Consider the following 17,855-nt stretch of genomic DNA (forward strand, 5'->3'; position numbering starts at 1 on the left):
TTTTTACGGCGGACAGGTATGGGGCGGCGCCGTTGTGGCGTTGTTGGCAATCTCGACGCTGATGATTTGCGCTGGTTCGGGAATTTGATCGCCGCTCGAGAGCGCGAAGTACGTTTGGTCGAAGTTCGTGCAAATCAAAAGCGGCGGCTGGGTCACCCACGTTGTGTCGGTCGGACCACCGACGCCCATCGAGTTCACAAAGATAAGCTGATTGTTCGCGTTTGCTTGCGTGACGAACGCGTTGAACGTCCAGACCTTGGCGTATGGCGCCGGGCTGCCGGTCGGCGTCGGCGTCGGACCCGGCGTCGGCGTGGCTTGATTTTTGAAGATGGAACGCTGAAAACTCACAGTAAACTCTGTGCCCGATCCGTTACTATTTGCGACGAATTGCAACTGACTCGCAGTGGTTCCCAAGGGTTGAAAGTGCGGGGGGATCGCCGGGTTGGTGGGATTCTTGATGAACTGAAAGGGTTGCGCGTAGACCCCGCCTCCGGAAGTACCAACCTCAATGCCGTCCGAGAACGCCGCCCAGTTATTTCGCACGGGGTTGGTGTCCGGCGAGAGCCCGTTGGCGGTCGTATTGAAAACGACCCAATATTGGTAAGTCGAAAAGTCGAATGGGGCAGAGACGTCAAACTTCACGACCATAAAGCCGGGATTTGCGCCGCCGGCTCCCAAACCGGGAGGATTCGGCGTAACCTGGCGTCCGCAAGCCACGATCATGAGTGCCGTTACGAGTACGAGAGAGAAACCGAGTCTGCGAATCATGCCTACCTCGCTGGTGCGCGACGTCGTCGTTGCCGCAGCGGCGGCCGTCGCGTTAGCGGCAGCATTTCCGAAGATCGGTGCGGCGTGGGTCGTTCCACTAGGAACAGCCGCGCTGTTCTGGACCTGGCAAGGTGCCTCCTGGAAACGAGCAGCGGTACTCGGCTGGTTTTCCGGCATCATCTTCTTTGCCATCGCTTTCGATTGGGTAGGGCACACCGTCGGGAACTACATCGGTGCCTACGGCCCTTTTTTGATGTTCGGTCCTGCTATTGTTGAAGCACCGTTCTGGGGATTCGCTGGGATTGCGAGCGCGCTGGCTTACCGCTACGCACATCCGGCACTCGCACCGCTGGCCGCGGCCGCCGCGTTTACCGTCTTCGAATGGCTCCGGTCGATCGGGGTGATGGCGGCGCCGTTCGATCAACTCGGCTACACGCAGGCCGATTCTCCGCTGCGCGCGATCGCCGCGTTCGCCGGGACCTACGGGATAACGTTCGCGTTGTGCGTCATCGGCGCATACGGCGCCGACGCCATTGCGCGGCGCACGTGGCGCCGGTTTGCGATCGCCCTTGGCGCCACCGCGCTCGCAGCCGGGGCTGCGTGGCTGGCGTGGCCCGCACGCCACTTATCGCCTCCGGCGACGCGCGTCGTTGCCGTCCAAGGCAACATCGCTCAATCGCTGAAGTGGAATAGCCTCGGCTTGGCGATCTCACGCTACTCGATGCTCACCCGCACCGCCGCCGCGCGCCGTCCGCAGCTGATCGTCTGGCCTGAAACGGTGATCACCACCGATCTCAACCGCTATCCGGCCTTGCTGCACGCATTTCTGGGTCTCAGCCGCGAAGTGAAATCCACGATCGTCGCCGGGAGCATCGACTACACGCGCCACGCGGCGTACAACGCGCTGTTCGTTCTGCAACCCGACGGAACGTATCAAGTCTACCGCAAGCGTCAGCTCGTGCCGTTCGCCGAGTCGTTTCCGGGACGCAGCTTCTTAGGATGGCTGCCCTACGTCGGCGAGCTCAGCGGTCGCTTCGGCACCGGAAAGGTCGACGGAGTCTATCGCACCACCGCGCTGCCGATCGCGCCGCTAATTTGTTGGGAGTCGGCGTTTGCCGATCTCGCCCACGCGCAAATCGTCGACGGCGCGCAGCTGCTCGTCGTCAGCACCGACGACGCGTGGTTCGGCACAACCTCGGGACCCTACATGCACGCGCAGATTTCGCAGCTGCGTGCGATCGAGACCGGCGCCTACGTCGTGCGCGCGGCCGCCACGGGCATCAGCGGGATTATCGCGCCGGACGGCACGTGGCAAAAGCGCAGCGCCATGGAGGAAATGGTTGTCGTCGACGGCTTGGTCGGCCCGCGCGTTCCGACGGTGTATTCGCGCATCGGGCCGGCGCCGGTCGCGTTAGCCTTCGTCCTTCTCTACATCGTTCTCATGGTGCTGCCGCGCGTGCAACATGACAAGTAAGCAGAAGCGCCTTTGGAGACGCATTGCGATCGTCGCGGGGGCGCTCTTCATCGTATGGGTGGTGGTTGAAGTCGTCGTCGCGGGTAGCGGTCCGACCCCTCCGCTGCCGTCGTCGGTTTCGATGAATCTCAAGGGCGGTCACGTCGTCACCAACCGCATTTCGACGAAATCGTGGACGTTCGATTACGAGCACGCGCAGCTGTCGCCCGACGGCTTGACCGGAAGCGTCGACGGCGTGCGCAACGGCGTCGTCTACCGAAAGGGCAAACCGTATCTCAAGATCTCCGCGGAACACGTGCAGCTCGACATCGACTCGCTCGATTTCACCGCGATCGGCAAGGTGCACGTCGAACGCATCGGCGATCCCGAGCACCGGTCTTTCGACACCGATCTCGTTACCTGGACGAACAACGCCAAGCTGCTGCATATGGACCATCCGGTCTACGTGCACTCGGGCAGCCAGACGCTGCGAATCGACGGCGTTACGGTCGATTTCGACGCGAACACCATTCATCTCGGGAAGGTGGCGGGGGGAGTCGAGTTCCACCATTGAATAGTGGCGCATGCGACGCATTCTCATCGCCGCCGCAATTGCGTTATCTGCCTGCGGCGGCGGCCATAAGGCCGATTCCGACGCATCGGCGCCGCCTCTGCTCATCGACGGGCGCGGCACGACGATGGCGCTGGAGAAGGTCGTCACCCACATCGCGTTCCGGCCCTACATACCGGCGCAAGCGATCGCGTTTGCGGTGCTGCCGCCGCTGGGTGACTTGGATACCAACGAGCATCGTGGGATCGGCGTGGAGTATCAAGCCGGACGCAATGCGATGTTGCTATCGGAATGGCCGAAGCAAGGCTTTTCGATCGCGTTTGGCAGCACGAGCATTTTGACCGACTGCCACCCGGTACATTACAGCACGACGAGCGTCGCCTGGACCACGCCAGGCAACCTCGTCATGACGCTTCAACCCGACGGTCCGGTCGACGCGCCGGAAGTCGATCGCGAAGCGCAGCGCGTCATTCGTGCCGGAGCGTGCCGGCGTTAGAACGGGCTAGTGCTTGCGCTCCTCGCCCCCACCCAGCTTTTTCTTCGCCTCGGCAATCAGCTTCTTGACCTTCTGACCGCCTTTGTGGCCGATCTCTTCGTAAAAGTCGGAGCCGTACTTTTCTTTGACGACTTTTCCGCCTTTTTGACCGATGGATTCGTAGAACTCGACGCCGTGCCGATCGCGTGTGGCCTTGCCACCTTTGCGTCCGATGTCCTCATAGAACGTCGAACCATACCGATCGCGTACGGTGTCGCCACCTTTTTTTCCGGCTTCGCGCACGGACATTTCACGCTTCGCTGCGTCGTCGTTCTTATCAGCCATCAGTCCCTGTTACAGTTGCCGAAGTAGTCGGGTCGAGAGAAGTTGAGCGATTTAGGTTGACGCCTTGCGTTTCGGGCGCTGACCGCCTTTTTGGCCGATGACTTCGTAAAACGACGGGCCGTACTTGCTCTTCGTCGCTTCACCGCCTTTGCGGCCGATTTCTTCATAAAACTCGGAGCCGTATTTGGCTTTGACTCGTTCGCCGCCACGGCGTCCGGCTTCGCGAACGCTCATGCCGCCGCCGGCGGGTCCAGGGTCTTGCAGTGCCATAATAATGTGGACCTCGTATCTGCTGAAGGGGGGTGGGGTACGAGTGTTACTCTTTCCCATCCGAGCGCTTGGTAAACTCACGGGTTTCTCAGGAACTGCTAGGTCCGCAGCTCCCCGGACACGGGAGGCCAAGTGATTCATTCCCAAGCGGCCTGCATATGACTCGCTCGGCGCCTCTGCAGGGATGAATTGACCAAAAGATTAGTCCGTAAGTCCGGGGAATCAACAGGCGCTTGCACCTGCTATTTCTGGCGACTGTTCTGACCGTCAAGTTGGTCGTACAGCGTTCGAGCCTCGATTTGCTCGACACGCTGCCTATCGCCGTCGTCGTACAAAACCCGACATCGACACCGCAGTCGCTGCGTTTCATCCAGCCGGCGGAGTACGCGATCGAGCTGCGCGCGTCCGACGGCACGTTGATGTGGAGCTCGCCCGGAAGTGCGCGGCCCGTCGCTCCCGCCTTTCCCGCGCACTCGCGCACGTTTGCGCCGGGATCGACGACGCTTGCGGTATACGACTGGAATCAGTTATTGGGAAACGGCAGCAGCCCGCCCTACGGGACCTACACGCTGCGTGCGCGACTGATCGGCGACGCTCCGGTTCCGGAGAGCAGCGTCCGCGTTACGTTCGTACCGCCGCTGTCGCCGTCGACACTTCCCGCGCTTCGCGCCGGCGAAGATTTCACGCTCGTCGGGAGGCTCGACGAACAGCGCGCCATTTTGACCGACGAACACGGAAGCGCGACGTTATCTCATCGGCTGCTTGCGGCACCCTCGGGGACGCTGATGCTCGTTCGAGGTTTTGTTGCCGTGTTGCCGGGCGGATCGCGCGTCTTTAACGTCGAGCGCTGGGCGGTGCTGAGCACTCAGCCGGCAAGCGCGCGGTAAACCTCGCTCGTCCGTTCGCGCAGGCGATCGAACTTGCCGTCGTTTTCGATGACGTAATCGGCTCGCCGGCGAGCTTCATCGGGATCGATTTGCGCCGCCATACGCGCGCGTACGCGCGCTTCGTCGATCCCGTCACGCGCAACGATCCGGGCGATGCGCGCGTCTTCGGCCGCGACGACGAGAACCGTCTTGTCGACCAGCCGGTCGTAAGCGGTTTCGAACAGCAGCGGAACGACGTGAACGACGAGTTGGCCGGGCTTGGCTCGCGCATCGCGCTCCATCGCCAGACGGCGGATGTGCGGATGCAAAATGGCGTTGAGGCGCTCGCGCGCCGTCGGATCGTTGAAAACGATTTCAGCCAGCGCGGCACGATCGAGCGCGCCCGTCCGCACGACTTGCGGCCAGACGCGCGCGATCTCCATAAAACCGTCGCTGTTGGGCGCCACCGCCTCGCGCGCGAGCGCGTCGGTATCGACGATGCAGGCACCGAGATCTTCGAAGATCCTGGCAACGGCGCTCTTACCGGCGCCGATGCCACCCGTCAATCCGACACGCAAGCGCGGCCTGCGGTGTTGCTACTCGGGAATCGATTCCGAAGGAGGCACGACGTCGATCTCCTCGACGACGAGCTGCTCGATCTCCTCGGGCGGCACGTCGGCGACGTGCTGAATCGAGGCGGTGATGCGGCGGGTCGTGTGATTGATCGACAACAGCGTCACTTCGATCTCTTGTCCCGGGTTGTACTGCGTGGAGGCGTCGAACTCGCCCTTAGGCACCATTGCGAGGATGCCGGGGATGATTTCGACGAGCAGATAGTTCGGCGTAACCTTAACGACTTGCGCCGTCAATTTGTTCGTTTCGTACAGCTTGTCGGCGTGCTCGTCCCAAGGATCCGGAAGCGTGTGCTTGAGCGAGAGGCTGACCTTCTTCGCTTCGGCGTCGAACTTCATGATTTCGACTTGCACGACGTCGCCGATCTTGACGACTTCCGACGGATGCTTGATGCGGGCGTAAGACAGCTCGCTGTTGTGAATCAGGCCGTCGATGCCGCCGAGGTCGACGAACGCGCCGAAATCGGCTAGGCGAACCACGACGCCTTCGCGGATCTGCCCGACTTCGAGCGTATCGAGAAGCTCCTGCTTCTTGGCTTGCAGCTCTTCCTCGAGGACGAGGCGCTGCGAGAGAACGACGCGATGCCGCTTGTGATCGAGATCGATCACCTTTAAGCGCAGACGCTGCCCGACGAGCTCGTCGAGATTGCCCACGGGCTGACGGCGAATCTGCGATGCCGGAACGAATCCGCGCATGCCGAGGTCGACCAAAACGCCGCCTTTGACGACTTGCGTAACGGTCGCTTCGATGACTTCATCGCGTTCGTGGGCTTCGATGACTTTCTCCCACGTCTTGAGGGCGCGCGCGCGGCGTTCCGATAAAAAGAGCGTTCCGTCCATGTCGTCGATGCGATGAATCATCACTTCGAGCGTGTCGCCGACCTTGATGACTTTTGGATCGACCGCAAGCGAGAGCTCGCGGAACGGAAGGACGCCTTCGGATTTTCCGCCGACGTCGACGAGCAGTTCGTCCTTATCTTTTTGGACGACCATGCCGTTGAGGACTTGGCCCTCGTCGAGGACTTTCAGCGATTCTTCGTAGAGCCGCTGTTCGAGTGCGAGTTGATCTTCCTCTATTTGAGCGGGAGCGATTTCAGTCGTAGAGATGTTGATGTTCCTACCTTAAATTATTTTATTTTTGCAGACGTCACCGCTGACATCGCCGGCACCACCAGGTTCCCCGCTGTGCCAGCACCGTTCGTACGATCGGGCCGCCGCAACGCGGACACGGTTCGCCGAGCCTGCCGTAGACGGAGAGTACGTTTTGAAAGCCTCCCCGTAGCCCATCGGCATCCACGTAGTCGTCGACGCTCGTCCCCCGCAGCTCGATAGCCCGGGTCAAGACGTCTACGACGGCGTGGTATAACCGGCGAATCGCTGGTTTCGTCAACGCCTTAGCGGGACGGCTCGGACGGATCCGAGCTTCCCATAGCGCCTCGCACGCGTAGATATTTCCTATGCCCGCGATGCGCCGTTGGTCGAGCAGCAATGCCTTAACCGGCGTCGTCCGCCCCGCCAGCATACCGATAAAGGCTTCCTGTGTAAAGCCTGAAGATAACGGCTCGACGCCAAGGTCCCGATCCCAGGGTTCGCCCGGTTCCACAAGGCGCATCCGGCCGAAGGTACGCACGTCGGCGAAGCTGAGACGGCCGCCGTCGGCAAATCGCAACACCACGTGCGTTCCGGGGAAATCGGTCTGACGCGGCCGCGCGACCACCAGGCGGCCGGTCATTCGGAGGCTGATGACGAGCGAGCGGCCGCCCGAGAGCTCGAGGACGGCATACTTTCCGCGGCGCGTCACCCCCGTCACGGTCTGGCCCGTCACGGCACGTTCAAAGGAGACACCCGGGGGTGCCTGAGCGATTTTTCGCAGCCGGATTTCGACCGTTTCTATCCGCCGCCCGACAATAGCAAAGTTGAGGCCGCGTACAATCGTCTCGACCTCAGGGAGCTCGGGCACGGCCGCGAGTGGCTAGATGCTGTGCGCGGCGCTACTTAGCGTAGAACTGTTGTTCGAGCCGAGCTTGAAGACGGCCAGGACCGCAACTGCCGCGATCAAGGCGATGATCAGCGCATACTCGACCAGGGTTCCACCGGAGTCGTCCGAGAGCATCAGCCGTAGGCTTTTCGTCATGGCCCTTAGTTCGATGCGACCGAGGGAACATCTGCTAGGTTGAGCCTGGTTCCGGTAACGATTCCGTCTAGAGCCGCCTCGCCGGCGGGGAGCTCGATCACGTACTTCCCGACGCCGTTCTCAAGGGGGATCTTTCCGTCGGGCAGGGTGGGAGCGACCGTCGCCACCTTCGCGTCCACGAGCCGCACGGTGCCGTCCGCGCCGACGAACACCATGTCCAGTGGAATCAGCGTGTCCTTCATCCAGAACGCGACCTTGTCGTCTTGCGCAAACACGAAGATCATCCCGGTGTGTTTGGGCAGCGACGTGCGATTCATCAGTCCGTGTTCGCGCTGCGCCTCCGTCTGCGCGACCTCCAGCCGCAGGTCGGCCTTCGGTGCGTGAACTACGACGACGGCGAGCACCGCCGCAATCAACGCGCTAAACAACGGCGCCCTCGGCGATTTCGTCGTCGATCGCCTCGACGTCGTACCAGTTGCGTCCCGACTTCAACGTCACTTCCAGCGGTACGGAGAGCGCGATCGCCGCTTCCATATGCTTGCGCACGAGCGACGCAACTTCGTTTCGGCTCGACGATCGTACTTCGAAAATCAGCTCGTCGTGAATTTGCAGCAGCATCACCGCATCGAGCCCGGAGTCGCGCAGCGCGCGGTCGATCCGCACCATCGCGAGCTTCATGAGATCGGCGGCGCTGCCTTGAAGCGGCGCGTTGGTCGCCTCGCGCTCGGCCGCGGCGCGCAGCATGTAGTTGCCGGAGCTCAGCCCGGGCATATAGCGGCGCCGCCCCAAGATCGTCGACACGTATCCGTCACGCCGTCCCTCTTCGATGGTGCGGTCGATATACGCGCGCACCGACGGAAACCGCGCGAAGTAGGCGGCCGTGATTTCCTTGGCTTCGGCTCTACCGATCTCCAATCGCTGCGCGAGCCCGAAATCCGACATGCCGTACAGCAAGCCGAAGTTGACGCTTTTGGCCATGCGGCGCTGATTGCCGTCGACGGCTCCGTCCGGCGGGACGGCGAAGATCTGCCGTGCCGTAAAGTCGTGAATGTCTTGGCGCTGCTCGAAAGCTTCGCGCATCGCCCGGTCGCCCGAGAGATGCGCCATGAGGCGCAGTTCGATCTGACTGTAGTCGGCGGCAAGGAGCACGTGATCGGCGTCGCGCGCGACGAACGCTTTGCGAATGCGCCGGCCCAGCTCGCCGCGAACCGGAATGTTTTGCAGGTTCGGATTGGTCGAGGAGAGGCGCCCGGTTGCCGTCGCCGTCTGATTGAACTCCGTGTGCAAACGCTTGTCGCCGGGATCGACGAGCCCTGGAATGACGTCGACGTAGGTGTTCTTGAGCTTCGTTACCTCGCGCCACTCGAGCACGAGCGCGCAGATCGGGTACTCGCGCGCGAGACCCTGCAGCACTTCCACGCCCGTCGCCCATCCGGTCTTCGTTTTCTTCCCGCCCGGAATCTCGAGCTTCCCAAAAAGAATTTCGCCGAGCTGCTTGGGCGAACCAATGTTGAACTCTTCGCCTGAAAAATCGTAGATCTGCTTTTGCAAACGCGTTGCCGCCGCGTCGATCCGCTCGCCGATCACCGCGAGCTCGCGTGGATCGATCGCGATACCCGCCGATTCCATAGCGGCGAGAATCGGGGCGAGCGGCACCTCGACGTCGCGATAGAGCTCGAGCTGCGAGCGCTCGTCGAGCGCCGCGCGCTGCGTTTCGATCAGCGCGAACGCAGCGTTCGCGTGAGCGGCGGCATCGGCGGGAACGCTCGCGTGCAGAAACTCGGCGGCCGCATCCTCGAGGTCGGCAAAGCCGCGCGCGGGATCGAGCAAGTGCGCCGCGATCATCGCGTCGTCGGTAAACCGTGCGCGCTCGATACCGCGCCCGCGCAAGACGCGCAACACGCGCTTTGCGTCGTACGCGGCCGTCGCCGCCTTTGCGTCGAAGATCGCGTGCAGCGCGTCGCGCACGGGTTGGTGCGTCAACGCCGCGACGGTAAACGAGACGCCCGAACCGGAGCGATCGGTCACGCCGATCGTGTCGTCGAGCGCGGCGAAAGCGACGCGCGGCGAGGAAGCCATCGCGCGCAGCTCTTCTCCCAAACGAGCGAACTCCGGCGGATCGACGCAAGCGGCGTACGTGCGATACGTGCCCTCCAGCTGCTTCCCGGTGTCGAACAGCGGCAGCCCGGTCGGCGCCTGCAGTTTGGCCAGCAGCGATTTGAACTCGAGGTCGCTGTAGAGCGGATAGAGTTCGGCATCCGGCGGAAGCTGGTAGCGGCTCTCCTCCCAATCGACCGACAGCGGCAGATCGCGCCGCACGATCGAAACGGCTCGGCAAAGACGCGCCTGTTCGCCGTACTCCTCGACGAGTTTCTGCAGCTTCGGATTTCCCGCAAGCTCCGGACGCGCGACCAGCGCGTCGAGCGATCCGGCGGCCTGCAGCAGCTTCGTCGCCGTCTTTTCGCCGACGCCCGGGATGCCGGGAAGATTGTCCGAGGGGTCGCCTTTGAGCCCGCGATAATCCGGCAGCTGCACCGGATCCAAGCCGAAGCGCTCGCGCACCGCGGCCGGATCGTAACGGCCGAGTTCGGTGATGCCGCGGCGTGTCGTCAGCACGATCGTGCGTTCGTCGACGATTTGCAAGAGATCGAGATCGCCGGTCACGACGATCGTCTGTTCGCCGGCCTCTTCGGCTTGACGCGCGAGCGTCGCGATGACGTCGTCGGCCTCTTGTCCCTCCATTTCGACGATAGGAATGCGATGCACGCCCAAAATGCGCCGCACCAAGGCGAACTGGCCGCGCAGCTCGTCCGGCATCGCCGTGCGCTGCGCTTTGTATTCCTTATACAACGCGACGCGGTCGGCCGGCATGCCCTTATCGAACGCCGCAATGACGTGCGTGGGCTTCTCGTCCGCGATGATCTTGTTGAGCATCATCGTGAATCCGTAAGCCGCGTTGATCGGAACGCCCTTACTGGTCGTCAGTCCCGGCAACGCAAAGAAAGCACGGTAGACCAGCCCGTAGGTATCTAAAAGCATCAGACTCATGATTTCGTCTATTTCACTACTACGCTGCTGCTGCCCGCGCTAACGCTGCCGTCGTCGGAGATTGCGAGCACGGACAGCGTGTAACGGCCGCTCTGCGCCGGCATTTGCACGTCGACCGAACCGTTGGTCGCCCGTGCGACGTTCCAGGATACCGCTTCGGTTTCGGCTTGCGCGAGCTCGACGACGGCCGGCGGCTCCGTGCGCCGAACAAAACCGAGCACCTGCGCGTGCTCGCCCGTCGAATCGACCCAGGGATGCCACGTGACCGCGGAGGGCGCGCTGCTCTGCGTCGTAGCGACGCCGATCTCCAGCAGCGACGGCGCCGAGTCGAAGAGCGCGCTTCCCGACGGCGTCCCGCGGCTAATGCGCACGATAACGGTACCGGCAGCGTGCGTTTGATCGCGAAGCGCGATGCTGGCCGCTTCGCCGGGAGCGAAATCGGTGCGGACGAGCGCGATTGGAACGTACTGCGGCCGTCCTGGCGCAACAAGCCCGAGCGCGACGCCGTTCCACGCGACCGCGCCGTCGCGCACGAACGCGGCACCGACGCGCAGCTGTCCGGTTGCGTCGACGGCGTGGAAGTGCGCGATCGCGTGACCGCCGTTGGTCGGCACGACCGTCGCCTGAACGCCGAGCGCACTCTCGAGCGTGACGAGCGCGTCTCCTTGCGCGCCCGGTACGCTCGCGTCGACGGTAACCGCGTCGCCGCTGCGATACGCGGGTTTATCGAGCGCGATACGCACGTCGCCGCTGCCGCCGTCGATCGAACTGGTGGCGGCTTGCGTGACGACCTGAGCTTGCGCGGCGTCCATCGATTTTCCGTCGTCGTCGACGATGGCGAAGATCAGATTTGTTCCGAGCGGGGGAGCCGTGAAGCTTCCGCGCGCGTGGCCGTCATCGTCGAGCGTCAGACTTTGCTGCGACGTGGAAGAGCCGTGAACGAGCTGAACGGTAACGGCGTGATTTGCCAGCGCCTTTCCGGTGGCGAGGTCATTGGCATACACGTCGAAGAAGACCGGCGTCCCGAGCGTCGCTTCGTCGCGATCGAGTGCAACGCGCACGGCCGCTCGTCCCGTCGGAACGACGACGCGCGTATCGGCGGTCGCGCCGCCCGATTCCACGCGCACGCCATAGGTGGATCCCAGTTCGTCGCTCGGATGCGCAATCGCGACGACGGCGTTTCCGTCATCCCCCGTTCGCACCGTTTGATCGAGCCACGTCGTGGTTCCCCACGGCGTCGTCTCGGGCGTATAACCCACGAAGACGTGCGGCGAGCGCACGACCGACACGTGCACCGGAACGCCGCCGCGCGAGGAATGAACGAGCAGCGGAACGTCGCGCGCCGGGTCGCAGCTCTCGCCGCATTGCGCCGAGACGTCGAGCGATAAACCGCTGGCATTGGCGTCGACGTGCAAGGTCGCGCCGCCCGTGCCGCCGCCGGCTTGCGCCAACACCGCGTAATCGCCGCTCGTCGCGCCGGACGGAATCGCGAACGTCGCCGAGAACGCTCCGGCGCTGTCGAGTGCGGCGTGCTGCTCGCCGACGAGCGACGCCCCTCGACGGACGGAAACGACGGCGTCGCCGCGCGTCGGATGCAAAACGTTACCGTCGCGGGTGCGCGCGAATCCGACGACGCGCACGCTCTCGCCGGCGTGAACGACCGCCGAATCGGTTCGCACGCCGACGATGGTCGAAGGCAGCGGCGCCTGCGGCAACAAACTCAAGAACGCGTAGCTCGATCCCCACTGCGCGAGCGCGAACACCGGACGAGGCGAACGATTCCAGCGCACGATGCCGTGCGCGTCTGAGTACATCGTGACGAATCGATTGTTGACGACGAACGAAACCCGCATCCGCGAGATCGCGTGCCCGCTGCCGAGATCGGTACCGTACAGCATCAGCTCGCTCGGCGTTTCCTTCGATACCAATCCCACGCGCGACCGGTTGATCCACACCTGCTCGCCGACGTCGCCGCGTCGCGCCTCGACGATAAAGAAACCCTCGCGCGAGCCGAGCTGCACGTCGACTTCGTTCGATTGAAATTGATAGCCGCCCGGCGGCGCGAACGAAAACGATGCGACTTGACGCCGGCCGCGCGTCGAAATCGCGCGCGGACGCGCGTTCGAGCCCGCGGTGAGCACGTCGGCCGGATCGACTTGGTACACCGCAAAGTTCACCGGCGCGCTCGAATAGGTGTCCAGTCTAACCGTCGTGGGCTTCCACGGGACGTTCGAATCGCCGGCAAAGAGCGCGAAGTACGCGTCGAGTCGGTGGAGATCGACGATCGCCCGCTCCGCATTGACCGGCGTTATGGAAAGGGCGAAAACGACGAGGATCGAGAGGAGAAAACGAACGAGCACCATGTTGCGCCTGTGGTCTTCGCCCTCGCCCTTCGGCGGCCCCGGCCGGGCAGGGCGGCGGCGCGAAGGCGCGTAAGGGCTCGGGCGTGGACGAGCAACCCGCCGACGACGGTCATCCCACTTCGACCCGTTGCCGCTTCTGCGGTTGCGAGGACGATGCGCTCTCGGCCGACGCGATGCGCGAAAAGGAGCACATTCAAGTCGTCGTGGCCTGTGGGTCGTGCGGCCATCCGTTCGCCATCCTCTCCCGCAACTAAAGTAGAAAGAACACCTTGATGAAGGTCAGTCACACCGTCGCGCTCTTCGTATTGCTCTTCGGGCTGCCGGCGTGGTCGAGCGCCGCAACGCCGCCGCCGGCCACGGGCGGCCTTCCCGGAATGCCGCAAATCAAGCTTCCGACGGTGCCGCTGCGTACCGAGTATCTCGTCGAAGTGAACAACAAAGGTCAAGTCGTCAAATCGAAGCCGTCGAAGCTCTCGAAGCTCGATACGTTCAACCTCATGACGTACGGCAATACGCTGCAGATGTGGATTCGCAAGCCCGACGATACGGCGACGGTGGGACTCTTTCGCGTGACGTTTGACTACGATCCGAAGACGAGGAAAGTTGCTCGCAACATCGAGCTGGTGACACCCGGCGGAAACTGGGGCGAGGAACCAGGCGCTGCAGCCGTCATGTACCAGGACGCCGTGAAGCAGCTCCAAGCGAAGATCAAGCAGGAGCAAGATCAAAACGCGTCGTTACCGTCGCTCAACGAAATTCGCGGAAAATCGCCCGCGCCCACCGCGTCTCCGCCGCGCTAGCAGCGTGCGTTTCGTCACTTATCGCGGCGTCGACGGCAGCACGCGGCCCGGAGTCCTCGAGGGAGATGCGATACGAACGATCTCGACGCAGACGTTAGCGCAATACGTCGCGCTCGCGCCGCACGAGCGCATCGCCTGGCATTCTGCCGACGAGGTGATCCCGTTGTCGAGCGTTACGCTCGACGCGCCGATTCGTCCGGAGCGTAACGTATTCTGCGTCGGACGAAACTATTTGGAACACGCGAAGGAAGGCGCGCGCGCGTTGGGACGCGACCTCAAACTCCCCGACGTGCCGACGTTTTTCACCAAGGCGCCGACGGCCATCGCCGCGCCCGGGGCGACGCTGCACCTGCTCGCGAGCGTGTCGCCCGAGTACGATTTCGAAGCGGAGCTGGCGGTCGTCATCGGCGCGCGCTGCCGCGACGTCACCGAAGACGAAGCCTACGACGTCGTCTTCGGCTACACGGCGCTCAACGACGTCACGGCGCGCGACCTGCAGCGCACGCACGGCCAATGGTTCAAAGGCAAGAGCCTCGACGACGCGTGTCCGATCGGCCCGTGGATCGTCTCTCCGGAGGAGCTCGGCGACCCGCACGCGCTCGAGATTCGATTTCGCCGCAACGGCGTCGAGAAGCAGCACAGCAATACCGGTCAGATGATCTTTCGCATTCCGCGCTTGATTGCCGAGCTGAGCAAAGGGATGACGCTGCTGCCGGGCGACGTCATCGCAACGGGCACGCCCGAAGGCGTGGGGTTCGCGCGAACGCCGCCCGAGTTTCTCGCCGACGGCGACGTGATGGAGGTCGATATCGAGAAGATCGGCGTCTTGCGCAACACGGTGGCGATCGCGTGACGTGACGGTACTAACGCTGCTCTGCTACGTTCTCGCGCTCGGGCTCGTCGTCATCGGCGTGCTAGGGATCATCTTCCCCGAGGTGCTTTCGGGCTTGTACGGCATGCGTGTGAGCGACGACTCGTCGCACGCGTACGTGCGCGCCACCGCGATTCGGGATATCGGGATCGGCGTCGCGCTGGCGATCGCCGTCTACGCGCACGTCCTTTTGCTCCTGATAACGCTGATCGCGATCGGGCTTGCCGTCTCGTTCGCGGATTTTACGATCGTCTTGCGCGCGCGCAAGGGGCGCGTCGGCGTTTCGCACGCCGGACATGCCGCCGGCGCAATCGCATTTATCGTCGCGCTCGGCATGGCGCTGTTCGCCATCGGACGCTAGCGCCGTAATCGTTCGTAGGAGTCCGTCGGCCGCAGGCCAATGCCAGGCCTATGATTTTTGCGGTACCCCGCGAGGCCGCTTCTAAGGAGCGCAGGGTTGCGCTCGTGCCCGAAACGGTCTCGAAGTTCGTCAAGTCCGGTATTTCGGTTCGCGTGCAGCGCGGCGCCGGCACCGCCGCGGCCTTCCCCGACGATCTCTACACGGCGGCGGGGGCGACGATCGTTGACGATCCGCGCCAACTCGTCGCCGAGGCCGACGCCGTACTCACCGTCGGCCGGCCGTCGCCCGAAACGCTGGGAGCGCTTCGGCCCGGCACCGTCGTCGTCGGATTTCTCAATCCGTTAGGCGACCCGGCGTATCTCGCGGATCTCGCGCGAGCCGGCGTCACGGCCCTAGCGATGGAAATGATCCCGCGCATCACGCGCGCGCAATCGATGGACGCCCTTTCGTCGCAAAGTAATATCGCAGGTTATAAAGCGGTGCTGCTCGGGGCCGCCACGCTCCCGAAGTTTTTTCCGATGCTCACGACCGCCGCGGGAACGATCCCGCCCGCCAAGGTGCTCGTGCTCGGAGCCGGCGTCGCGGGCTTACAGGCGATCGCGACCGCGCGGCGGCTCGGCGCCGTGGTCAGCGGTTACGACGTGCGTGCCGTCGTCAAAGAACAGGTGCAGTCACTCGGCGCGACGTTCCTGGAGTTCGATCTCGGCGGCGATGCCGAGGGCGCGGGAGGCTACGCTAAGGAGCTCACGCCCGAACAGCAGGAGCGCCAGCGCGCGTGGATGGTCGAACAGATCGGAGCGAACGACGTTGTGATCACGACCGCGCTCGTTCCGGGCCGCAAGGCTCCCATACTCGTCAGCGAAGCGGCGGTTGCCGCGATGAAACCCGGAAGCGTGATCGTCGATATCGCGGCCGAAGCCGGCGGCAACTGCGCGCTGACCAAGGCCGACGAAATCGTGACCTCCGGCAACGGCGTGGCCATCGTCGGTACGACGAACCTTCCGTCGACGATGCCGTACCACGCAAGCCAGCTCTACTCGCGCAATATCAACGCGCTATTGTCGCCGTGGATCAAAGACGGCGTACTGACGATCGACATGAACGACGACGTCGCCAAAGGCGCGTGCGTCGTTCACGCAGGCAACGCTCTGGTAGGAGGACCCGCATCGTAATGGATGCCGCACACTATCTCAACCTGTTGCTGGTACTCGTTCTGGCGATCTTCGTCGGTTTCGAAGTCATCTCGAAAGTTCCGACGACCTTGCACACGCCGCTGATGTCGGCGACCAATGCGATTCACGGCATCGTCATCGTCGGCGCGATCGTCATCGTCGCGCAGCTCTTCGGCGGCTCGGCCCCCGGGGTAGTCATGATCGGGCTCGCGACTGCGGCCGTAACGTTGGGCGCGATCAACGTCTTCGGCGGATTCGCCGTTACCGAACGCATGCTGCAGATGTTCAAGGGTAAGGAGCGGACCAAGTGAGCGCCACCGCGGTCGGCCTCTATCTCGGCGATCTCGTCGCCATCGCGCTCTTTATGTACGGCCTGCACGAACTGAACTCGCCGGCGACGGCGCGGCGGGGCAACCGCATTGCGATGATCGGCATGGTTATCGCGATCGTCGCCATCCTCATACAAACCGGCGCCGTCGGCTGGTGGGCGATTCTCATCGGTGTCGTCGTGGGCGGTGCCGTCGGCATCGTCGCAGCCTTCAAAGTCAAAATGACCGCGATGCCGCAGATGGTCGCGCTGTACAACGGCGCGGGCGGCGGCGCGGCGGCGCTCATTTCGATCGTCGAGTACTACGTGTCGCTCAACGGAACGGCGTCGCTCGACAACGTGATCGCAGTCTCGCTCGTTCTCTCGCTCATCATTGGGGCGGTCAGCTTCGCCGGCTCGATCATCGCGTTTCTCAAGCTTCAGGAGTTGATGACCGGGCGCCCGGTGACGTATCCGGGACAGCAGGTCGTCAACGCAATCATTCTTCTCGCGATTGTCGGGCTGGGCGTGTGGTTCGTCGTCACGCTGGGGATTTTGCCGCCGGGCGCGTTCCTTGGCCTCGTCGTCGCCGCGCTGCTGCTCGGCGTGCTCTTCGTGCTCCCGATCGGCGGGGCCGACATGCCGGTCGTGATCTCGCTGCTCAACTCGTGTACCGGCGTGGCCGTCGCGATCGCGGGGTTCGAGATCAACTCGTTCCTGCTCATCGTGTGCGGTGCGCTCGTCGGCGCGAGCGGTACGATTCTCACGGTTGCGATGGGCAAAGCGATGAATCGTCCGCTGACCAACGTGCTTTTCGGCGCGTTCGGTTCGGCCGGCGGGACCGAAGCGGTGACCGGCTCGGGTGGGCCGCAGCAGATTCGTCAAGCCAGTGCCGACGACGTCGCAATCATGCTGGCCTATGCCAACAAGGTCGTCTTCGTTCCGGGATACGGCATGGCGGTCGCGCAAGCGCAGCATAGCGTCAAAGCGCTAGCCGATCAGCTCGAAAAGCGCGGCGTCAAAGTGCTTTACGCGATCCATCCGGTCGCCGGACGTATGCCGGGGCACATGAACGTTCTGCTCGCGGAAGCCAACGTGCCCTACAATCAGCTGCTCGACATGGAAGACGTCAATCCGGAGTTTTCGACGACCGACGTCGCGCTGGTCATCGGCGCTAACGACGTCACCAATCCGGCCGCGCGCAACGTCGCGAGTTCGCCGATTTACGGCATGCCGATCCTCGACGTCGACAAAGCCAACAACGTCGTCGTGCTCAAGCGCTCGATGCGCTCGGGGTTTGCGGGCATCGAAAATCCATTGTACGAGATGCCCAACTGCTCGATGCTCTTCGGCGACGCGAAAGCGTCGGTCGAGGAACTCACTGCGGCGGTAAAAGCTACTTAGAAACTCAAAAGCGCC

General features: G+C 63.3%; 21 protein-coding genes. 11 read left to right on the plus strand and 10 right to left on the minus strand.

Annotated elements, in window-relative coordinates; genetic code table 11:
* Positions 1–3: 3 nt before the first annotated feature.
* Positions 4–768, minus strand: a complete 765-nt coding sequence (locus VGG89_10430; GenBank protein ID HEY1976953.1) for a hypothetical protein — start codon at positions 766–768, stop codon at positions 4–6.
* On the opposite strand from VGG89_10430, the gene lnt reads away from it, so the two are divergent.
* Genes lnt through VGG89_10445 form a run of 3 tightly spaced genes read left to right on the plus strand, consistent with a single transcriptional unit; the run spans position 767 to position 3,288 of the window.
* Positions 767–2,242, plus strand: a complete 1,476-nt coding sequence (gene lnt, locus VGG89_10435; protein HEY1976954.1) for an apolipoprotein N-acyltransferase — start codon at positions 767–769, stop codon at positions 2,240–2,242. The two genes, VGG89_10430 and lnt, sit on opposite strands and share 2 nt — an antisense overlap.
* The gene (locus VGG89_10440) at positions 2,232–2,795 is read left to right on the plus strand and encodes a hypothetical protein (GenBank protein HEY1976955.1); all 564 of its coding nucleotides are present in this window, start codon (positions 2,232–2,234) and stop codon (positions 2,793–2,795) included. The genes lnt and VGG89_10440 overlap by 11 nt, the downstream gene beginning before the upstream one ends.
* Positions 2,796–2,805: 10 nt before the next feature.
* Positions 2,806–3,288, plus strand: coding sequence for a hypothetical protein (locus VGG89_10445; protein ID HEY1976956.1), 483 nt, complete (start codon positions 2,806–2,808; stop codon positions 3,286–3,288).
* A 6-nt stretch (positions 3,289–3,294) separates the two neighbouring features.
* Here VGG89_10445 and VGG89_10450 read toward each other — a convergent pair whose 3' ends face one another.
* Together VGG89_10450 and VGG89_10455 are read right to left on the minus strand one after the other, a co-directional pair.
* Entirely contained in the window at positions 3,295–3,612 is a 318-nt protein-coding gene (locus tag VGG89_10450) for a hypothetical protein (GenBank protein ID HEY1976957.1), read from the minus strand.
* Positions 3,613–3,663: 51 nt separating this feature from the next.
* Positions 3,664–3,882 (minus strand): KGG domain-containing protein, encoded by a 219-nt coding sequence (locus tag VGG89_10455; protein HEY1976958.1) that lies wholly within the window; start codon positions 3,880–3,882, stop codon positions 3,664–3,666.
* Between the two features lie 233 nt (positions 3,883–4,115).
* Between VGG89_10455 and VGG89_10460 the strand changes: the two genes are divergently transcribed.
* The gene (locus tag VGG89_10460) at positions 4,116–4,769 is read left to right on the plus strand and encodes a hypothetical protein (GenBank protein ID HEY1976959.1); all 654 of its coding nucleotides are present in this window, start codon (positions 4,116–4,118) and stop codon (positions 4,767–4,769) included.
* On the opposite strand, the gene coaE is transcribed toward VGG89_10460, so the two are convergent.
* Genes coaE through VGG89_10495 form a run of 7 tightly spaced genes read right to left on the minus strand, consistent with a single transcriptional unit; the run spans position 4,748 to position 12,925 of the window.
* Positions 4,748–5,326, minus strand: a complete 579-nt coding sequence (gene coaE / locus VGG89_10465) for a dephospho-CoA kinase (GenBank protein HEY1976960.1) — start codon at positions 5,324–5,326, stop codon at positions 4,748–4,750. The genes VGG89_10460 and coaE overlap by 22 nt on opposite strands.
* Before the next feature lie 18 nt (positions 5,327–5,344).
* Positions 5,345–6,493: a S1 RNA-binding domain-containing protein gene (locus VGG89_10470; GenBank protein ID HEY1976961.1), complete on the minus strand. Its 1,149-nt coding sequence runs from the start codon at positions 6,491–6,493 to the stop codon at positions 5,345–5,347.
* A 34-nt stretch (positions 6,494–6,527) separates the two neighbouring features.
* A complete protein-coding gene (gene mutM, locus VGG89_10475; GenBank protein HEY1976962.1) occupies positions 6,528–7,340 on the minus strand; it encodes a bifunctional DNA-formamidopyrimidine glycosylase/DNA-(apurinic or apyrimidinic site) lyase in 813 nt (270 codons plus the stop codon).
* A 12-nt stretch (positions 7,341–7,352) separates the two neighbouring features.
* Positions 7,353–7,514, minus strand: coding sequence for a hypothetical protein (locus tag VGG89_10480; GenBank protein HEY1976963.1), 162 nt, complete (start codon positions 7,512–7,514; stop codon positions 7,353–7,355).
* 5 nt (positions 7,515–7,519) lie between these two features.
* The gene (locus VGG89_10485; protein ID HEY1976964.1) at positions 7,520–7,942 is read right to left on the minus strand and encodes a DUF192 domain-containing protein; all 423 of its coding nucleotides are present in this window, start codon (positions 7,940–7,942) and stop codon (positions 7,520–7,522) included.
* On the minus strand, positions 7,935–10,562 hold the full coding sequence (gene polA / locus VGG89_10490; GenBank protein HEY1976965.1) for a DNA polymerase I: 2,628 nt from the start codon (positions 10,560–10,562) through the stop codon (positions 7,935–7,937). Before polA ends, VGG89_10485 begins: the two co-directional genes overlap by 8 nt.
* A gap of 8 nt (positions 10,563–10,570) precedes the next feature.
* Complete coding sequence (locus VGG89_10495) at positions 10,571–12,925, minus strand: hypothetical protein (protein ID HEY1976966.1); 2,355 nt, start codon at positions 12,923–12,925, stop codon at positions 10,571–10,573.
* 83 nt (positions 12,926–13,008) lie between these two features.
* Here VGG89_10495 and VGG89_10500 point away from each other — a divergent pair, with 83 nt between their 5' ends.
* The 7 genes from VGG89_10500 to VGG89_10530 are packed head-to-tail and all read left to right on the plus strand — an operon-like array spanning position 13,009 to position 17,840.
* Complete coding sequence (locus tag VGG89_10500) at positions 13,009–13,179, plus strand: hypothetical protein (protein HEY1976967.1); 171 nt, start codon at positions 13,009–13,011, stop codon at positions 13,177–13,179.
* 18 nt (positions 13,180–13,197) lie between these two features.
* Complete coding sequence (locus VGG89_10505) at positions 13,198–13,725, plus strand: hypothetical protein (protein HEY1976968.1); 528 nt, start codon at positions 13,198–13,200, stop codon at positions 13,723–13,725.
* A 4-nt stretch (positions 13,726–13,729) separates the two neighbouring features.
* Positions 13,730–14,578, plus strand: a complete 849-nt coding sequence (locus VGG89_10510) for a fumarylacetoacetate hydrolase family protein (GenBank protein ID HEY1976969.1) — start codon at positions 13,730–13,732, stop codon at positions 14,576–14,578.
* A gap of 1 nt (position 14,579) precedes the next feature.
* Positions 14,580–14,957, plus strand: a complete 378-nt coding sequence (locus tag VGG89_10515) for a DUF4267 domain-containing protein (protein HEY1976970.1) — start codon at positions 14,580–14,582, stop codon at positions 14,955–14,957.
* A gap of 50 nt (positions 14,958–15,007) precedes the next feature.
* Complete coding sequence (locus tag VGG89_10520; protein HEY1976971.1) at positions 15,008–16,129, plus strand: Re/Si-specific NAD(P)(+) transhydrogenase subunit alpha; 1,122 nt, start codon at positions 15,008–15,010, stop codon at positions 16,127–16,129.
* Positions 16,129–16,440 carry an NAD(P) transhydrogenase subunit alpha gene (locus tag VGG89_10525; GenBank protein ID HEY1976972.1) on the plus strand — a complete coding sequence of 104 codons (312 nt, stop codon included), beginning with the start codon at positions 16,129–16,131 and terminating at the stop codon, positions 16,438–16,440. Before VGG89_10520 ends, VGG89_10525 begins: the two co-directional genes overlap by 1 nt.
* Positions 16,437–17,840, plus strand: coding sequence for an NAD(P)(+) transhydrogenase (Re/Si-specific) subunit beta (locus tag VGG89_10530; GenBank protein ID HEY1976973.1), 1,404 nt, complete (start codon positions 16,437–16,439; stop codon positions 17,838–17,840). Before VGG89_10525 ends, VGG89_10530 begins: the two co-directional genes overlap by 4 nt.
* The last annotated feature ends 15 nt before the right edge of the window (positions 17,841–17,855 follow it).

It is taken from the genome of Candidatus Baltobacteraceae bacterium, from assembly GCA_036488875.1.
Taxonomy (GTDB): Bacteria; Vulcanimicrobiota; Vulcanimicrobiia; order Vulcanimicrobiales; family Vulcanimicrobiaceae; genus JAFAHZ01.